Origin of the sequence: Catenulispora pinistramenti (assembly GCF_018274385.1) — a bacterium.
GTDB lineage: Bacteria > Actinomycetota > Actinomycetes > Streptomycetales > Catenulisporaceae > Catenulispora > Catenulispora pinistramenti.
Genome location: NZ_JAAFYZ010000130.1, coordinates 13,456 through 29,275 on the forward strand (window position 1 = coordinate 13,456; position 15,820 = coordinate 29,275).

The 15,820-nt window shown below is 71.1% G+C and carries 15 protein-coding genes; 11 read left to right on the forward strand and 4 right to left on the reverse strand.

What is annotated here, in order from left to right; genetic code table 11:
* Positions 1-40 precede the first annotated feature (40 nt).
* The 9 genes from KGQ19_RS30435 (at position 41) to gatB (ending at position 10,944) form a co-directional block, all read left to right on the forward strand.
* On the forward strand, positions 41-2,179 hold the full coding sequence (locus KGQ19_RS30435; protein ID WP_212015358.1) for a putative bifunctional diguanylate cyclase/phosphodiesterase: 2,139 nt from the start codon (positions 41-43) through the stop codon (positions 2,177-2,179).
* A 96-nt stretch (positions 2,180-2,275) separates the two neighbouring features.
* Positions 2,276-3,109, forward strand: a complete 834-nt coding sequence (locus tag KGQ19_RS30440) for a hypothetical protein (protein WP_212015360.1) — start codon at positions 2,276-2,278, stop codon at positions 3,107-3,109.
* 83 nt (positions 3,110-3,192) lie between these two features.
* The gene (locus KGQ19_RS30445; RefSeq protein ID WP_212015362.1) at positions 3,193-6,060 is read left to right on the forward strand and encodes an alpha/beta hydrolase; all 2,868 of its coding nucleotides are present in this window, start codon (positions 3,193-3,195) and stop codon (positions 6,058-6,060) included.
* 19 nt (positions 6,061-6,079) lie between these two features.
* Positions 6,080-6,274: a hypothetical protein gene (locus tag KGQ19_RS30450; protein WP_212015370.1), complete on the forward strand. Its 195-nt coding sequence runs from the start codon at positions 6,080-6,082 to the stop codon at positions 6,272-6,274.
* An 82-nt stretch (positions 6,275-6,356) separates the two neighbouring features.
* Positions 6,357-7,205, forward strand: a complete 849-nt coding sequence (locus KGQ19_RS30455; protein WP_212015380.1) for a PhzF family phenazine biosynthesis protein — start codon at positions 6,357-6,359, stop codon at positions 7,203-7,205.
* A gap of 183 nt (positions 7,206-7,388) precedes the next feature.
* The gene (gene gatC, locus KGQ19_RS30460) at positions 7,389-7,700 is read left to right on the forward strand and encodes an Asp-tRNA(Asn)/Glu-tRNA(Gln) amidotransferase subunit GatC (RefSeq protein ID WP_212015382.1); all 312 of its coding nucleotides are present in this window, start codon (positions 7,389-7,391) and stop codon (positions 7,698-7,700) included.
* A 1-nt stretch (position 7,701) separates the two neighbouring features.
* Positions 7,702-9,204, forward strand: a complete 1,503-nt coding sequence (gene gatA / locus KGQ19_RS30465) for an Asp-tRNA(Asn)/Glu-tRNA(Gln) amidotransferase subunit GatA (protein ID WP_212015391.1) — start codon at positions 7,702-7,704, stop codon at positions 9,202-9,204.
* Positions 9,201-9,437 (forward strand): hypothetical protein, encoded by a 237-nt coding sequence (locus KGQ19_RS30470; RefSeq protein ID WP_212015393.1) that lies wholly within the window; start codon positions 9,201-9,203, stop codon positions 9,435-9,437. The genes gatA and KGQ19_RS30470 overlap by 4 nt, the downstream gene beginning before the upstream one ends.
* A gap of 1 nt (position 9,438) precedes the next feature.
* Positions 9,439-10,944, forward strand: coding sequence for an Asp-tRNA(Asn)/Glu-tRNA(Gln) amidotransferase subunit GatB (gene gatB, locus KGQ19_RS30475; RefSeq protein ID WP_212015396.1), 1,506 nt, complete (start codon positions 9,439-9,441; stop codon positions 10,942-10,944).
* 165 nt (positions 10,945-11,109) lie between these two features.
* Here gatB and KGQ19_RS30480 read toward each other — a convergent pair whose 3' ends face one another.
* The 4 genes from KGQ19_RS30480 to KGQ19_RS30495 all read right to left on the reverse strand — a co-directional run bounded on the left by KGQ19_RS30480 (position 11,110) and on the right by KGQ19_RS30495 (position 14,208).
* Positions 11,110-11,943 (reverse strand): hypothetical protein, encoded by an 834-nt coding sequence (locus KGQ19_RS30480; RefSeq protein ID WP_212015398.1) that lies wholly within the window; start codon positions 11,941-11,943, stop codon positions 11,110-11,112.
* Positions 11,944-12,206: 263 nt separating this feature from the next.
* Positions 12,207-12,938 (reverse strand): hypothetical protein, encoded by a 732-nt coding sequence (locus tag KGQ19_RS30485; protein WP_212015400.1) that lies wholly within the window; start codon positions 12,936-12,938, stop codon positions 12,207-12,209.
* A 77-nt stretch (positions 12,939-13,015) separates the two neighbouring features.
* On the reverse strand, positions 13,016-13,687 hold the full coding sequence (locus tag KGQ19_RS30490; RefSeq protein WP_212015401.1) for a hypothetical protein: 672 nt from the start codon (positions 13,685-13,687) through the stop codon (positions 13,016-13,018).
* A gap of 5 nt (positions 13,688-13,692) precedes the next feature.
* Positions 13,693-14,208 (reverse strand): hypothetical protein, encoded by a 516-nt coding sequence (locus tag KGQ19_RS30495; protein ID WP_212015403.1) that lies wholly within the window; start codon positions 14,206-14,208, stop codon positions 13,693-13,695.
* On the opposite strand from KGQ19_RS30495, the gene KGQ19_RS30500 reads away from it, so the two are divergent.
* Both KGQ19_RS30500 and KGQ19_RS30505 read left to right on the forward strand, forming a co-directional pair.
* Positions 14,189-14,329 (forward strand): hypothetical protein, encoded by a 141-nt coding sequence (locus tag KGQ19_RS30500; protein WP_212015405.1) that lies wholly within the window; start codon positions 14,189-14,191, stop codon positions 14,327-14,329. The genes KGQ19_RS30495 and KGQ19_RS30500 overlap by 20 nt on opposite strands.
* A gap of 413 nt (positions 14,330-14,742) precedes the next feature.
* Positions 14,743-15,783, forward strand: a complete 1,041-nt coding sequence (locus KGQ19_RS30505; RefSeq protein ID WP_212015413.1) for an NAD(P)-dependent alcohol dehydrogenase — start codon at positions 14,743-14,745, stop codon at positions 15,781-15,783.
* The last annotated feature ends 37 nt before the right edge of the window (positions 15,784-15,820 follow it).

Below are 15,820 nucleotides of genomic sequence, written 5' to 3' on the forward strand. Positions count from 1 at the left end.
GACGCCATTGGAAAGAGAACGGTACAGGAGGGTCCGCTCCATGCACCGACCGTTCGAGCCGGACTACGGCCCGAAGGCCGACCCGGGACGCCTGTACGCCTTTGTAGCCTCCGTCAGCGCGGCCGGGATCACGCTCCTGGCCGCGCTGCTGGTCTTGAACTGGCGGGGTTCCGGGCCCAACTCGGAGTCGCTGCCGGCCCTGTTGATGACGGTCTGCCTGGTCTTCCTCGGGGAACTGCGGCCCCTGATGAAGTTGCAGCACACCAACCGCGAGGCCGCCACCACCACGGTCTTCACCATCGCCCTGCTGATGCTGGCCGGCTGGCCGCTGGCGGCGATGGTGCAGGCCGCGGCCTCGGTCGTGGGCGGTGCGGCCGGCCGGCGGACCTGGTGGCGCATCCTGTTCAACGTCTCGCAGTACACCCTCTCCCTCGGTGCGGCCTGCCTGGTCCTGCGGCTGTTCGCGATCGCGCCGACCCCGGGCCGGCCGTGGGCCCCGGCCGTGACCTCGATGGCCGCGATCCTGCTGGCCGGGGTCGCCTACTTCGTGGTGAACCTGTTCTTCGTCTGGCAGGCCATAGCGCTGTGGACCGGCGTGAACCTGCGCGGCATAGCCCGCCGGGAGTGGCGGGTCGAGGTGCAGGTGGTCGGCGCCTCGGTGGTGCTGGCCCCGCTGATCACCGTGGTGATGCGGCACGAGCCGTACCTCATCGTGCTGTTCATACCGGTGCTGCTGGTCTTCTACCGCAGCGCGCTGGCCTTCGACGAGAGCGAGTGGCAGTCGCTGCACGACCCGCTGACCGCGCTGCCGAACCGCAAGGCGCTGCGCCGGCAGGCCGAGATCATGCTCGGCGTCGTCCCGGTCGACGACGATGACGGGCCCTCCTCCCTGTACTCCAGCGGCCGCGCCCCGCTGGCGATGGCCGTCCCGCCCGGCAAGATCGGGCTGTTCCTGCTGGACCTGGACCGGTTCAAGGAAGTCAACGACACCCTGGGCCACGCCGCCGGCGACGAGCTGATCCGCGAGGTGGCCGCCCGGCTGTCGGCGGCGGTCCGCGCCGAGGACATGGTGGCCCGGCTCGGCGGCGACGAGTTCGCGGTCCTGCTGCCCGGCCTGCCGGACGTCGAGGCCGCCCAGCAACTGGCCCAGCGGCTGCTGGACGCGGTCGCCGTCCCCTACCGGCTGCACGGCTTCAACCTGGACGTCGAGGCCTCCCTGGGCATCGCCCTGCACCCCGACGACGCCAAGCACTACGACGTCCTGCTGCGGCACGCGGACGTGGCGATGTACGAGGCCAAGCGCGCCAAGATGGGCTACGTCCGCTACGACCCGGCCAAGGACCGCAACAGCCCGGACCGGCTGGGCCTGCTCAGTGATCTGCGCGAGGCCTTGAACGGCGGCCGGATAGAGGTGCACTACCAGCCGCAGGTCTCATTCAAGGGCGACCGCATCGTCGGCGTCGAGTCGCTGGCCCGCTGGCGGCACGACGTGCGCGGCGCGATACCGCCGGAGACGTTCGTGAAGCTGGCGGAGTCCAGCGGCCTGATGGCCCGGCTGACCGAGTACATCCTGGACGTCTCGCTGCGCCAGGCGGCGCTGTGGTGGCGCAACGGCTACGGCGTGCCGATCGCCGTGAACGTCTCCCTGCGCGACATAGAGAGCCCGACCTTCGTGGAGATGGTCGCCCGCAAGCTGGAGCAGCACCGGGTCCGCCCCGAGGCGCTGCGCCTGGAGGTCGCCGAGCGGGTCCTGGTCGGGGACGCGCAGAGCGTGCGCGCGGCCCTGATCGGGTTGTCCAAACTCGGCGTCCGGCTGTCCCTGGACGACTTCGGCACCGGCTACGCCTCCCTGCTCACCCTGCGCCGGCTGCCGTTCGACGAGATCAAGATCGACCGCTCGTTCGTCGGCGGCATCGGCTTCGACGCCGACGACGCCGCGATCGTCCGCTCCACCATCGACCTGGCGCACTCCCTGGGCCTGCGGGTGGTCGCCGAGGGCGTCGAGGACCCCAGCACCTGGTCCACGCTCGACGGCTACGGCTGCGACGAGGCCCAGGGCTGGCTGGTGTCCAAGGCCCTGCCCGCCGGCGAGATCTGCGCGTTGCTGGCGCAGCGGGTGGCCGCCGCGGGGCCGACCTCCTCCGATTCGGAGTCCGCCCCGGACCAGCTCTCGGCCTGAGACCGGACTGAGACCGCACGACAACCCAAATGGTGCGGCCCGGCGTGTGAACTGGTGCGGGTACCGGATGCGATCGGTTCACGGGGACGGGGTTTCATGGGTGGATTCAAAAAGGTGCTGATCGGGTGCGGGGTCCTCGCTGGGATCGTGGTCGCGGGGTTCGTCGGGGACGTGGCCTGGTACTTCCACAGCCTGGGACCGGGGTCGCAGCCCGATGTGCTGAAGGCCGCGCGTTCGGCGCCGACCCAGGCCGCGGATCAGGCGGTCACCGCGCAGGTGGACAGTCGGACGGGTCAGCTGCGCGCCGCGCTGCCCTGGGCCACCTACCTGGGCACGGCGGTGGAGGACGTCTGCAAAGTCGCTCTGGCTCCCGACGGTTCCTTCGGGGCCAAACAGTCCTGGCTCCCGGTGACCTGTACCCGGACCGACACGGTGTACGAGGCCTTCGACGGTGATTTCCGGCAGCACCTCGTCCAGCTCGACGGGGTCCTCGGCAAGGCGGGGTGGCGTTCCACAGATCTGCCTCCCATGCGGCGCCAGGGCGAACAACCCAGTCTGGCCGGCTGGTTCGACTACGACCACACCCCGCCCAGTGATCCAGATCCGTCGCAGATCGCGGCGGCGGCCGCGTTTCCGAACGTGGTCAGGCTGGGATACGACGTGCCGGTCACCGAGGACTTCGCACCGCCGAAGGGTTTGGGCCCGCATCTCCCGCACAATGGCACGGTCGAGGTGTCCCAGGCACCCCGCCTTCCGACCCTCGACGGCGGGCAGGGCGACCACGACCTGATGCTCAAATATCCATCGGTCACGACCTCCTACTTCCGCGCCTGGCAGCCCTACAACCGCACCCAAGTCGCCGCCGCCTACCCCGCGCACGGCGCCGTCATCGCCATCGCGCTCAGCGTGAGCTACGGTACCGGCGGGTAATCGAACCCTGAGACACTGTTCGATCCATCGGGGGACGCCGCTGTAGCCGTCCTGTGGTCTGGCACGGCAGGAGGCGCGTCGGGATGCCGTCACGGGTGCAGGTGCTGTTCGTCCACGGGCTGTTCTCCGGCCCGGACACCTGGTCGGACTTCGCCGGCCTGATCCGCGGCGATCCCGAACTGGGCTTCGTCGACCTGCACACGATGCGGTACGCCACGCCGAAGGCCCGGCTGCGGCCGGACCGCCGGATCCCGGACCTGGCCGATCTGGCCGCGCAGCTGGCCACCCGGCTGAAGGCCGAGGACCTGCGGGACGGCCCGGTGGTGCTGGTGGCGCACAGTCAGGGCGGTCTGGTGGTGCAGAAGTACCTGGCCAGCGCGACGATCCGGGGCCAGGCGCGGGACCTGGCGCGGATCCGGCAGATCGTGCTCTACGCCTGCCCCACGCTGGGCTCGCCGTTCTTCGCCAAGACCCGCAAGTGGGTGTTCGGCTCCCGGCACCCGCAGGAGTCCCGGCTGCGGCTGCTGGACGGCGAGGTCTTCGAGGCGCACCAACTGGTGCTGCGCAACGTGGTCAACGCCGACGCCGTCACCGACTACACCTGCCCGATCCCGGTCACGGCGGTGGTCGGCGGACAGGACAACATCGTGCCGCGCATCCAGGCCTCCGGCTGGTTCCCCACCACCGAGACGGTCGCCGCCGACCACTTCTCGATCCTGAAGCCGGCCGGGCACCACGCCATGGAGTACCAGATCCTGAAGGCGGTCCTGCCGGCCGCCGCCGACGCCGAGCGTCCCGGGCCGTCGGTCGGGACCGCCGCGGCCGCCGTTGAACAGCAAGGGATCCAGTTCTCCGTGGAGCCGCCGGCCGGGCTGGGCCGGCTGCGCGGACGGGACACGTTGGTCGGTGCCCTGATGGCGCCGGGCCGCAGCCGGGTGCACGTGCTGTCCGGGATGAGCGGGATCGGCAAGACGCACATCGCCGCCGAGGTGGCCGCGCGTCGTAAGGACGAGGGCTGGGACGTGTGGTGGGTCTCGGTTCCGCAGCTCGCGCCCCGGATGCGGGAGGTCGCGCATCTGCTCGGGCTGCCGCGCGGCGAGATCGACGAGGCCTGGCGCGGCGAGCGGAGCCAGACCGATCTTGTCTGGCGCGGACTGGAGAACCACGGCCGGCCCTGGCTCCTGGTGTTCGACAGCGTGACGGATCCGCAGGAACTGGGCCGGGTCGCCCCGGACACCGGACGATGCGACGGGACCGGCTGGGTCCGGGACGTGACGTCCGCCGACGGCTCGGTCATCGTCACCGCGCAGGGCGGCCACAACGACGTGTGGGGTCCGTGGTGCCGGATCCATCAGGTGGAACCGCTCAATGTCTACGACGGCGCCGACGTGTTGCTGGACATCGCGGGACCGGACTGCGGGGGAGTGGAGCAGGCGCGGCAGCTCTCGCGTGCGCTCGGCGGGCTCCCGTTGGCGCTGCGGGCGGCCGCGAGCCGGGTCCGGTCGGTGTCCACCGGCGCGGTGTTCCTGTCCGAGCCGGTCCTGTCCGATTTCGCCGGCTACCTCGCCGAGTGGCGGACCCGCGAGGCAGCCGGCAACGGCGATCCGGCGGGCGGGGCCGGGGAGGAGGTCCTGGGTCTGAGCATCGTGCGCGAGTCGCTGCTGTTGTCGGCGCGGGGACTGAGCACGGCGGCGACCCGGCTGCTGCATCTGTTGGCGTGCCTGTCGGACACGCCGGTGCCGTATCGGTTGCTGCTCCGGCCGGAGATGCTGTCCGAGACCCCGCTGTTCGCCGGTGTGCCGATCGAGCAGATCCGCCTGGCGATCGGTCAGCTCACGCAGGCCCACCTGATCCGCAGACACGAACGCGGCGCCGACGATCCGGACTTGAGCGAGGTCCTGTCGCTGCATCCGATGGTGCACACCGTCTTCCGCGAGGACGACCTGGTCCTGTCGCACCGGGTCGACTACGGCCGGGCGATGCTCGACATCCTGGCCGCGGCCACCGAGAACCGCACCGCCGACGACCCGGACAACTGGGCCGTGTGGGCCGCGTTGTTCCCGCACGCCCGCGACGCGGTGCTCTCCACGGTCTCCTCCCCGGCGACCAACAGCGAGCGGCTGCTGGTGGTCTCGGCCCTGAACCTGGCCCGGTCCACCGCGCGCTATCTGCTGGCCTCCGGTCTGCTGGAACCGGCCGGCGGGCTGCTGGACGTGCTCATCGAGGACTGCGCCGGCTTCCGCTTCGACCCGTCCGACACCAAGATCCTGGCGCTGCGCCACGAGCGCGGCCGGCTCTCGATCGAGCTCGGCCGCTACGACCGGGCCGCGTCCGAACTCCGCGAGGTGATCGCCGGGCAGGCCGCCGCGCACGGCCCCGACCACGCCAACACCTGGGCCAGTCGGCACCAACTGGCGCGGGCGCTGCTGGAGCAGCCGCAGTGGTGGGCCGAAGCCGAGACGATGCTCCGCGAGATCCTGCCCGCCGCCCGCCGGATCAACGGCCGCCGGCACCGCGACACCGTCACCGTCTGGCACACCTGGGCCCGCGCGCTCCTGCACGTGGAAGGCGCGAGCCAGGCCGAGACGATGTGCCGCGAGATCCTGATCGTCTGCGAACAGCTGTGGACGCCGTCGTATCCGGAGACGCTGTACGTCTGGCAGACGCTCGGGCGCTCGCTGCTGTATCAGCAGCGGCCTGATGCCGCCGAGTGGGAGCTGCGCCGCGGCCTGAGCCAGGTCGCCGACACCGCCTCACCCGGCGCGCTCGGCATCCGCCACTTCGCCGGTATGGCGATGCTCCAGCGCGGTCTGGTCCGCGAAGCCCGGGACGAACTCAGCACCCTGCTGATCGACGAGGAACGCGTCCTGGGGTCCGAACACCGGCTCACCGACAAGACCAGGCAGCTGATCGCCGAGATTACCGATCGGCTGCGCGGGGGAGGTAGGTGATGCAGGGGGAGGGCTGATCATGGGATGGTTCAGACACGGGGCGAAGGCCCCTGATTCGCTGGATTCGCTGGATTCGTCCGGGCCCGACGGCGGGCGGCGGATCGATCCGGAGGAGTTGGCGGCGGCGCGGGAGATCGTGCGACGGGCTTTGGACGCCGAGAGCGCGGACGGCGAGTCGGCCGGCCGGGACCTGTTCCGGCTGGGTACCGCCTGAGGGGCCTGAGATGCCCGCCTGAGGTCCACTCACCTCGAAGTGGATCTGCCGCCGGGCCGAATCCACCGGCTACCGTACGTGCGTGGAGATCTTTCGATACACCGCCTTCAGCTCCGACCCCTCCGGCGGCAACCCGGCCGGCGTGGTCCTCGACGCGCGCGGTCTGGACGACGCCGCGATGCTCGCCGTGGCCGCGGAGGTCGGCTACTCCGAGACCGCGTTCCTGCTGCCGACCGACAGTGACCGGGTCATGGACGTGCGCTACTTCAGCCCGCTGGCCGAGGTCTCGTTCTGCGGCCACGCGACCATCGCCACCGCGGTCGCGTACGCCGAACGGCACGGCGTAGGCGATCTGACGCTGCACACCAAGGTCGGCGTCGTGCCGGTCCACACCGCCGCCGCGGACGACGGCACACTCACCGCCACGCTGGTCAGCGTCCCGACCAAGACCGAGGACCTGCACGGCCCGCTGCTGGCCGAACTGCTCGGCATCCTCGGCTGGACCGCCAGTGACCTGCACGACGCGCTGCCGCCGCGGATCGCCTTCGGCGGCGCCTGGCACCCGATCCTGGCCACCCCGAGCCGGTCCCGGCTGGCCGAGCTGGACTACGACATGCCCGCGCTGCGCGCCCTCATGGAGCGGCAGGAGTGGACCACCATCGACCTGATCTGGCGCGAGTCCCCGGACGTGTTCCAGGCCCGCAACCCGTTCCCGGTCGGCGGCGTCTTCGAGGACCCGGCCACCGGCGCCGCCGCCGCGGCCTTCGGCGGCTACCTGCGCGAGCTGCAGCTGGTCCCGGTGCCCGGCACGGTGACCGTGCATCAGGGGGTGGACATGGGCCGCCCGAGCCTGCTGACCCTCGGCATCCCGGTCGGGGAAGGCGGGATCTCGGTGTCTGGAACCGCTGTCGCCCTGACCGACGCGTCGTAGCTGATCGGGGACTGCGCGCAGCGCAGTCCCCTCCGCGACATCCGCGATCGCACCCGCCGAGCCCGCCGCGCCGTCCCCGCCCCGTGACGGAAAGTCACCTGACACCCCCGGACTAGGATGGCTACGTTGTCCGAAACCGCCTCCTCACTCCAGGCAGAGTCCACACCGTAGGGATCCGCGCATATGCCCGCTATCACCCGTGAAGAGGTCGCCCACCTGGCGCTCCTGTCACGGCTCGACCTGTCCGAAGACGAGCTCGCGCACTACGCCGAGCAGCTCGACGTCATCCTCGGTTCGGTGGCCCGCGTCAGCCAGGCCGTGCAGCAGCTCGGTCAGGGCCAGGACATCCCGCCGACCTCGCACGCGCTGCCGCTGGTCAACGTCACCCGGCCGGACGTGGAGCAGCCGTGCCTGGACCCGGCCGACGTGCTCAGCCAGGCCCCGGCCGCGCAGGACCAGCGATTCCGCGTGCCGCGCATCCTCGGGGAGGATTGAGATGAGCTTCGACGGTGACCTGACCCGGAGCACGGCGGCCGCGCTGGCCGCCGCGATCAAGGGCGGCGACGTGACCGCCGCCGAGGTGACCCAGGCGCACCTGGACCGGATCGCGAAGGTCGACGAGAAGGTGCACGCCTTCCTGCACGTCGACACCGAGGGCGCGCTGGCCAAGGCCGCCGAGGTGGACGCCAAGCGGGCCCGCGGCGAGCAGCTCGGCCCGCTGGCCGGCGTGCCGCTGGCCCTGAAGGACGTCTTCACCACCAAGGGCGTGCCGACCACCTGCGGCTCGAAGATGCTGCAGGGCTGGGTTCCGCCCTATGACGCGACCGTGACCCGCCGGCTGCGCGAGGCGGACGTCGTCATCCTGGGCAAGACCAACATGGACGAGTTCGCGATGGGCTCCTCCACCGAGAACTCTGCCTACGGCGTCACCCACAACCCGTGGGACCTCAGCCGCATCCCGGGCGGCTCCGGCGGCGGCAGCTCGGCCTCGCTGGCCGCCTTCGAGGCGCCGCTGGCCATCGGCACCGACACCGGCGGCTCGATCCGCCAGCCCGCCTCGGTCACCGGCACGGTCGGCGTGAAGCCCACCTACGGCGGCGTCTCCCGCTACGGCCTGGTCGCCTTCTCCTCCTCGCTGGACCAGGGCGGCCCGTGCGCGCGCACCGTGCTGGACGCCGCGCTGCTGCACGCCGCGATCGCCGGCCACGACCCGATGGACTCCACCTCCATCGACCTGCCGGTCCCGGATGTCGTCGGCGCGGCGAAGCTGGCCGACGTCAAGGGCATGCGCATCGGCGTGGTGAAGCAGTTCGACGGCGACGGCTACCAGGACGGTGTCCGCCAGCGCTTCCACGAGTCCGTGGACCTGCTGCGCGAGCTCGGCGCCACGATCGTCGAGGTGGACTGCCCGTCCTTCGACTACGCGTTGCCGGCGTACTACCTGATCGCGCCGTCGGAGTGCTCCTCGAACCTGGCCCGCTTCGACGCCATGCGCTACGGCCTGCGGGTCGGCGACGACGGCGTGAACGGCGTCGAGGAGGTCACCTCCCTGAGCCGCGAGGCCGGCTTCGGCCCCGAGGTGAAGCGCCGCATCATGCTGGGCACCTACGCCCTGTCCTCCGGCTACTACGACGCCTACTACGGCTCGGCGCAGCAGGTCAGGACCCTGATCATGCGGGACTTCGACCGGGCCTTCGCCGACGTGGACGTGCTGGTCTCCCCGACCACCCCGACCACCGCCTTCAAGATCGGCGAGCGCGCCGACGACCCGATGGCGATGTACCTGGCCGACCTGTGCACCATCCCCAGCAACATGGCGGGCAACGCCGGCATGTCGATCCCGGTGGGCCTGGCCCCCGAGGACGGCCTGCCGGTCGGCCTGCAGATCATCGCCCCGGCGATGGCCGACGACCGGCTCTACCGGGTCGGCTCGGCGGTCGAGGCGGCGCTGAACGGCAAGTGGGGCCGCCCGCTGATCCAGGAGGTGCCGTCGCTGTGAGCAAGAAGACTGCGAACGCCAAGGGCGCCAAGCCGCGCGGCACGTTCGGCACGCTGTTCGCCATCGGCAGCTCCGTGACCCTGGCCCCGGTCCTGCTGCGCCGCTTCAAGGAGGGGCGCGCCAACGGCGACAAGCTGGCGATCGCCGACGCCGCGGTGTCGGCCGCCGCCCTGACCGTCGGCGTGCTTCAGGTCCTGCGGGCCCGTAAGTCCTCCGGAAAGGCGGAATCCTGACATGAGTACGAGCACTGTGACCCTGCCTTCCTACGAGGACGCCCTGGCCACCTACGACCCGGTCATGGGTCTGGAGGTCCACGTCGAGCTGGGCACCGTCACCAAGATGTTCTGCGGCTGCCCGACCGCCTTCGGCGCCGACCCGAACACCCAGACCTGCCCGACCTGCCTGGGCCTGCCCGGCGCGCTGCCGGTGGTGAACGCCAAGGCGATCGAGTCCGCGATCCGCATCGGCCTGGCGCTGAACTGCGAGATCGCCGAGTGGTGCCGGTTCGCCCGGAAGAACTACTTCTACCCGGACATGCCGAAGAACTTCCAGACGTCGCAGTACGACGAGCCGATCGCCTTCAACGGCTACCTGGACATCGAGGCGGCCGGCAAGACCTGGCGCATCGAGATCGAGCGCGCGCACATGGAAGAGGACACCGGCAAGTCCACCCACGTGGGCGGCGCCACCGGCCGCATCCACGGCGCGGAGTACTCGCTGGTCGACTACAACCGGGCCGGCATCCCGCTGATCGAGATCGTCACCAAGCCGATCACCGGCACCGGCGAGCACGCGCCGGAGGTGGCTCGCGCCTACGTGGCGGAACTGCGCGAGCTGATCAAGGCGCTCGGCGTCTCCGAGGCCCGGATGGAACTGGGCCAGATGCGCTGCGACGCCAACGTCTCGCTGCGTCCGATCGGCCGCGAGAAGTTCGGCACCCGCAGCGAGACCAAGAACGTCAACTCCCTGCGTTCGGTCGAGCGCGCGGTCACCTTCGAGATCCGCCGGCACGCCGCCGTCCTCAACGCCGGCGACACGGTGATCCAGGAGACCCGCCACTTCCACGAGAACGACGGCACCACCTCCCCGGGCCGGGTGAAGGAGGAGGCGGAGGACTACCGCTACTTCCCCGAGCCGGACCTGGTCCCGGTCGCCCCGGCCCGCGCCTGGGTCGACGAACTGCGCGGCACCCTGCCGGAACTGCCGAGCGTCCGTCGCAACCGGCTACAGGCCGAGTGGGGCGCCACCGACCACGACATGCAGTCGATCCAGAACGCCGGCGCGGTGGACCTGATCGTCCAGACGGTGTCCCTGGGCGCCCCGGCCGACCAGGCCCGCAAGTGGTGGATGGGCGAGCTGGCCCGGCACGCCAACGAGCAGGAGGTCGAACTCGGCGACCTGGCCATCACCCCGGCCCAGGTGGCCGAGCTGGTCACGCTGACCGCCGCCGGCACCCTGAACGACAAGCTGGCCCGCCAGGTGATCGTCGGCGTCCTGGCCGGCGAGGGCTCCCCGGAGCAGGTCGTGGCCGCCCGCGGCCTGGCCGTGGTGAGCGACGACGGCCCGCTGCTCGCGGCGATCGACGAGGCCATCGCGAAGTTCCCGGACGCCGCCGAGAAGGTCCGCGGCGGCAACCAGGGCCCGGCCGGCCAGCTGATCGGCGCGGTGATGAAGACCACGCGCGGGCAGGCGGACGCGGCCCGGGTGCGGGAGCTGCTGTTGGAGCGGCTTTCGGGCTGAGATCCGGTCTGACGTAACGGATGCGGGCCGCCTTCCTAGCTCTGGGAAGACGGCCCGCTTTCTGTCGCGCTCTTGCTTCTGTCGGGGTCTTGTCGAGGTCGTGCCGAGGTCTGCCGAGGTCTGCCGAGGTCTGTCCAGGTCTGTTCGGCCTCGATCCTCGACGTATCAGCGCAGCATCTGGGCTTCGAGCATCGCGACCTGCTCGGTCGGCACCACCGGCACCGCGGCCGGCTCGGTGGTCGTGACGATCGCGACCACGTCCCCGGTCCCGAACACCACCCGCCGCTCCTTGTACCCCGGCTGTCCGGTCACATCATCGAAGGTGCGCACCCCGACGTTGAACGTGGCGTCACCGAACGACGACACCGTCACCACCGGCACGACGTTCTCCTCCCGGTACGTCTTCGCCAACGGCGCGTCGTTCACCATGTCCTGGACCGCGTAGGCGGCCTGGTGGTCGGGGAACTGAAGCAGCTCGACGACCGTGTGCTGGCCGTCGGGCATGGTCCAGCCCCGGCGCGCGACGTGGCGGAGGCCGGCGTCGTAGAGATGGTTGGGGACGTCGGCGTCAGTGAGGGAGGAACCGAACTCTGCGACGGACTCCCAACCATCCTCCTTGGGCACAGCGCCATTCGGCGCGGGCAGCAGGTACTGCCGCAGGTCGCCGTAGTGGATCTGCGCCTCATTGCTGTCGGCCCCCGGCGCCGGCTCCCCGACTGGCGGCGCGGGCCGGGCCAGGACGGGGAAGGTGTAGCGGCCGTCGCTCGGCGTGGCGAGGAACGGGACGTCGGTGCGACGGGGGAGGCTGACGGCGTAAGCGGTTCCGGCGCCGATGGCACCGGCGAGTACGAGGGCTGAGGCGTAGCGGAGGACGAGGCGTGCGCGGCGCCGCTTCGGCTTCGGGGCGGACTCGGCTTGGAGTTGGGCGAAGAAGGCTGCCGGGTCGAGGTAGGGCTGCGCTGGCGCGGCAGTGGGGAACGCTGGTGCCTGCGCGCTCATGCCGAGTTTGAGCTGGGCTGGCGCGGCAGCGGGGAACGCTGGTGCTTGCCCGCTCGCGGCACCGATTTCAGCTGCACCACTCGGGATCTGCTCTGTCTGCCCGGCGGAGACATCCGCTGCACCTATTCCTGTTGCCTCAGCTATCTCGTTAGCCTGGTTAGGCTCGTTCTTCGCGTCTATGGCGTCTATGGCGTCTATCGCGTCTGTCTCGTTGTCCGGCTTCGGCGGCTCCCCGAACGCCGCCATCAGATCATCCTGAGCGCTCACGTCCCCAGCCCGCCCTTCAACGTGTCCAGCTGCCGTCCGAACAGCTCGGTCACGGCCTTCGTGTCCAGCGGCACCGTGCCCTCGGCGCGCACGATCGCGAACGTGTCGCCGACCGTCGCCAGGCACGTCATGCTGTCCAGCGGGTCGCCGACGTGGGTCACCGGCAGCACGCACAGCGCGTCCGCGTGCCCCGGCACCTGCGGGCCGTTGCGGAAGGCGCGCGACTGCTTCACCACGTTCTTGAACTGGCCCGTGCTCTCCGCCGACTGCGCCGGGTCCAGGCGCAGGACGGTCACCGCCACGTCCAGGGTCCCGGCCTCGTTCACGTACGTCCGCACCGCGCCGTCGCTCATCCGGCCCGCGGCGATCGCGCCCTTCGCGCTGCTCATGTCGGAGGCGGGCAGGGTGCCGAACAGCAGCGACACCGTCGGGTCGGCCTGGTCCGGCGAGATCGTCGAGTCGTTGCCGAGCCCGCCCTCGTCCGGGCCCGGCTTGTAGCCGTCGGGGACGGGGAGCAGGAAGTCCTTCACACTGCCGTAGTGCGTGCCGTCCGGCCGCACGCCCGAGGTCACGCTCGGGCGCGGCGTTCCAGACGGCGCCACCGGGACGCTCGCGGTCGCAGAGTTCTTCGATGTGCCGGTAGCCGCCAGGACCCCGAACCCCGCGCCCGTCCCGACCACCAGCGCCGACGCCAGCCACCCGGCGACGAACCACCCGCGGCGCCGCACCGCGGGCTGCTGTCCTGTCGGCGGCTCGAACCATTGCTCAGGCTGCCGCGCAGGTTGTCGTCCAGGCCACTCCCCGCTCACAGCAGATCCGCCTCACTCTTAGTGACCTGCATGACCTGGTCCTCCGACGGCGCGATCTTCGCCCGGCTCATGAACACCTGCGCCACCACATCCCCGTGCCGCACCAGCCCGTAAGCCGTGTACCGCCCACTCCCGTCCGGCGCGTAGTACTGCCCCACATAGCCCGTCGCCGTCCCCGGCACATTCGGCGCGGTCGCGTCCTCGGGGAACCGGGTCATCGTGAAGTACGACGACGCCCCTTCGGTCGACCGGAACTGCACCAGGTCGACCTCGACCTCGGTCCCGTCCGTCAGCGTCCACGCGGTCCGGGCGGCACGCCGGAAGGTGTAAGAGTTCAGCTTCACCAACGCGTTCTGCGGCTGCGCGTAGTACTCGGCCAGGCTCTCGATGGTGAACCAGTCGCGGGCCATGAAGTCCGTCGTGTCCTTCGCCCCGGCCGGCGTGGCCAGCAGCAGGGACCGCAGGTCGCCGTCGAGTTTCGCGCTGTCGTCCGTCTTCGGGTCGTGCGGGTCGGCAAGGCCGGGTACCGCCGCGACCGCCGGCGTCCGCTGGATCGGCGGCAGCGGCGTGGCCGGTCGGGAGCGCTGGATCAGGAACCCGCCGACGGCGCCGCCGGCCAGCCCGAGCACCACCGCCGAGGAGAACAACAGTCCGGTGCGTCGCTTCACGTGCCTCAGCTCCCCGTGTCCAGCCGGTCGATCTGCTTGCGCACCCGGTCGATCAGCACCGCGTGGTCCACCGGCGGCTGCCCGAAGACGTCGACCTCGAAGAACACGTCGCCGCGGAAGCCGACCGCGCGCAGCCGCGCCTCCCCGTACTCGGGGTCCAGCGGGATGTCGTAGGCCTTCTCGTCCGGATAGCCGGGGATGCTGAACGCGGTCCCGGTCGGCAGCCCCTGGTCGCTGGCGGCCCACTTCCGGGCGACGTCGGCGGAGCCGAAGTGCAGCAGCCGGACGTCGACGTGGTACTTCGCGTCACCGGTCTGGTAGCTGCGGCTCGCGCCGTCCTTGTAGCCGACCTGTTTCAGGATCTTGAGAACCTCCGAGCTGTTCGTGTAGAACCCGGCCACGGCGTCGGCGGTCAGCGGGTCGCCGTCCGCGGGGCCGACCGCCGATCCGTCGGATGGAACCGGCAGTAGGAAGTAGCGGATGTCGCCGGTGTGCACGCCCTTGGCGACCTTGCCGGTCACCGTCGAGGACGGCGACGGGCTCGACGTCGTCACAGTCGGCGTCGGCGACGGTGAAGGCGAGGCCGACGAAGCGGACGAAGAAGAAGTCGGTGTCGGGGTGGACGCCGTCGCAGACGTCTGACCCGTCACCGAACCCGGCGCCGCCTTCGCGACGGCACCCTGAGACGAGTGACCCCGCCCGACGGCCACCACGGCCCCGGCGGTCCCACCCGCGATCACCAACCACCCGACAGTGAACGCCGCGATCGTCGCACGTCTACGACCCGCGCCCGGAATCCCCACCCCTGGCAACGTCTGCACCCCTAAATCGACGAGAGGAGGATCTTCCCAGTCGTGAGGATGTTCGGAAAACCTCATTTGAGATCACGGTTCGGCCACGATCGGCGGGTGCAGGTCGGGCCGCTGTCGTGGGGGCAGGTTCCACCGATCGGCGGCGCCGCGTCCAGGCCCGGGACCCGTACCGGATTGCGGCCCCAGTGGCAGCGGGTCATGGTGGGGGTGCTTGGAAAGTTCACCCGGAAGGCGGTCCCCGCGATGAAGGCCCTCCAGTACCCGGCGGTCGGCGCCGCCCCCGTGGTCGTCGACGTCCCGGACCCCGAACCCGGCCCCGGCCAGGTGCTGCTGAAGGTCACCGCGGCCGGCGTGTGCCACTCCGACATCGCGGTGATGAGCATGCCCGCCGCCGCGCTGCGCTTCCCGCTCCCGCTGACCCTCGGCCACGAGGGGGCCGGCACGGTCGCGGCGTTGGGCGACGGCGCGACCGGCTTCGCCATCGGCGACAGCGTGGCCGTCTACGGGCCCTGGGGCTGCGGGATGTGCCACATGTGCGCGCAGGGCAAGGAGAACTACTGCCTGCGCGCCGCCGAGCTCCAGATCTTCCCGCCCGGGCTCGGCGCCCCCGGCGCGATCGCCCAGTACCTGCTCGTCGATTCGGTACGCCACCTCGTCCCGCTCGGCGACCTGGACCCGGTGCGCAACGTCCCGCTGACCGACGCCGGCCTGACGCCGTACCACGCCATCAAGGCCTCACTGCCGAAACTGGTCGGCGGCAGCACCGCGGTGGTGATCGGCACCGGAGGCCTGGGCCACGTGGCGATCCAACTGCTGCGCGCCCTGAGCCCGTCCCGCGTCGTCGCCCTCGACGTGGCGCCGGAAAAGCTGGAACTGGCCCGGGAAGTCGGCGCCCACGAGGCCCTGATGTCGGACGAGACGGCCGCGGCGACGGTGAAGGAACTGACCCGCGGCCGCGGCGCGGAGGCGGTCTTCGACTTCGTCGGCGCGCCCCCGACCGTCGCGCTCGCCTCGGCCTGCGCGGGGGTGGAGTCCGACGTGACCATCGTCGGCATCGGCGGCGGCAGCGCGCAGGTCGGCTTCGGCGTGACGCCGTACGACGCGGCGTTCCGGGCCCCGTACTGGGGCAGCAGGGCGGAACTGGTCGAGGTGCTGGACCTGGCGCGTGACGGCGACGTCTCGGTCCACGTCGAGACCTACAGCCTGGCCGAGGCGCCGAAGGCCTACGAACGGCTGCACGCCGGCCAGGTCCGGGGACGCGCGGTCATCCTGCCCAACGACTGACGCTTATTCTGCTGGGGTGAGTGGCTTGATCACGGAC

Excerpts from the sequence above, each read along its gene's own strand:
- KGQ19_RS30450 (WP_212015370.1), top strand. The coding sequence starts at position 6,080 with ATGGGATGGTTCAGACACGGGGCGAAGGCCCCTGATTCGCTGGATTCG.
- KGQ19_RS30435 (WP_212015358.1), top strand. The coding sequence starts at position 41 with ATGCACCGACCGTTCGAGCCGGACTACGGCCCGAAGGCCGACCCGGGA.
- gatA (WP_212015391.1), top strand. The coding sequence starts at position 7,702 with ATGAGCTTCGACGGTGACCTGACCCGGAGCACGGCGGCCGCGCTGGCC.
- KGQ19_RS30480 (WP_212015398.1), bottom strand. The coding sequence starts at position 11,943 with ATGAGCGCGCAGGCACCAGCGTTCCCCACTGCCGCGCCAGCGCAGCCC.
- gatC (WP_212015382.1), top strand. The coding sequence starts at position 7,389 with ATGCCCGCTATCACCCGTGAAGAGGTCGCCCACCTGGCGCTCCTGTCA.
- KGQ19_RS30440 (WP_212015360.1), top strand. The coding sequence starts at position 2,276 with ATGGGTGGATTCAAAAAGGTGCTGATCGGGTGCGGGGTCCTCGCTGGG.
- KGQ19_RS30445 (WP_212015362.1), top strand. The coding sequence starts at position 3,193 with ATGCCGTCACGGGTGCAGGTGCTGTTCGTCCACGGGCTGTTCTCCGGC.
- KGQ19_RS30505 (WP_212015413.1), top strand. The coding sequence starts at position 14,743 with ATGAAGGCCCTCCAGTACCCGGCGGTCGGCGCCGCCCCCGTGGTCGTC.
- gatB (WP_212015396.1), top strand. The coding sequence starts at position 9,439 with ATGAGTACGAGCACTGTGACCCTGCCTTCCTACGAGGACGCCCTGGCC.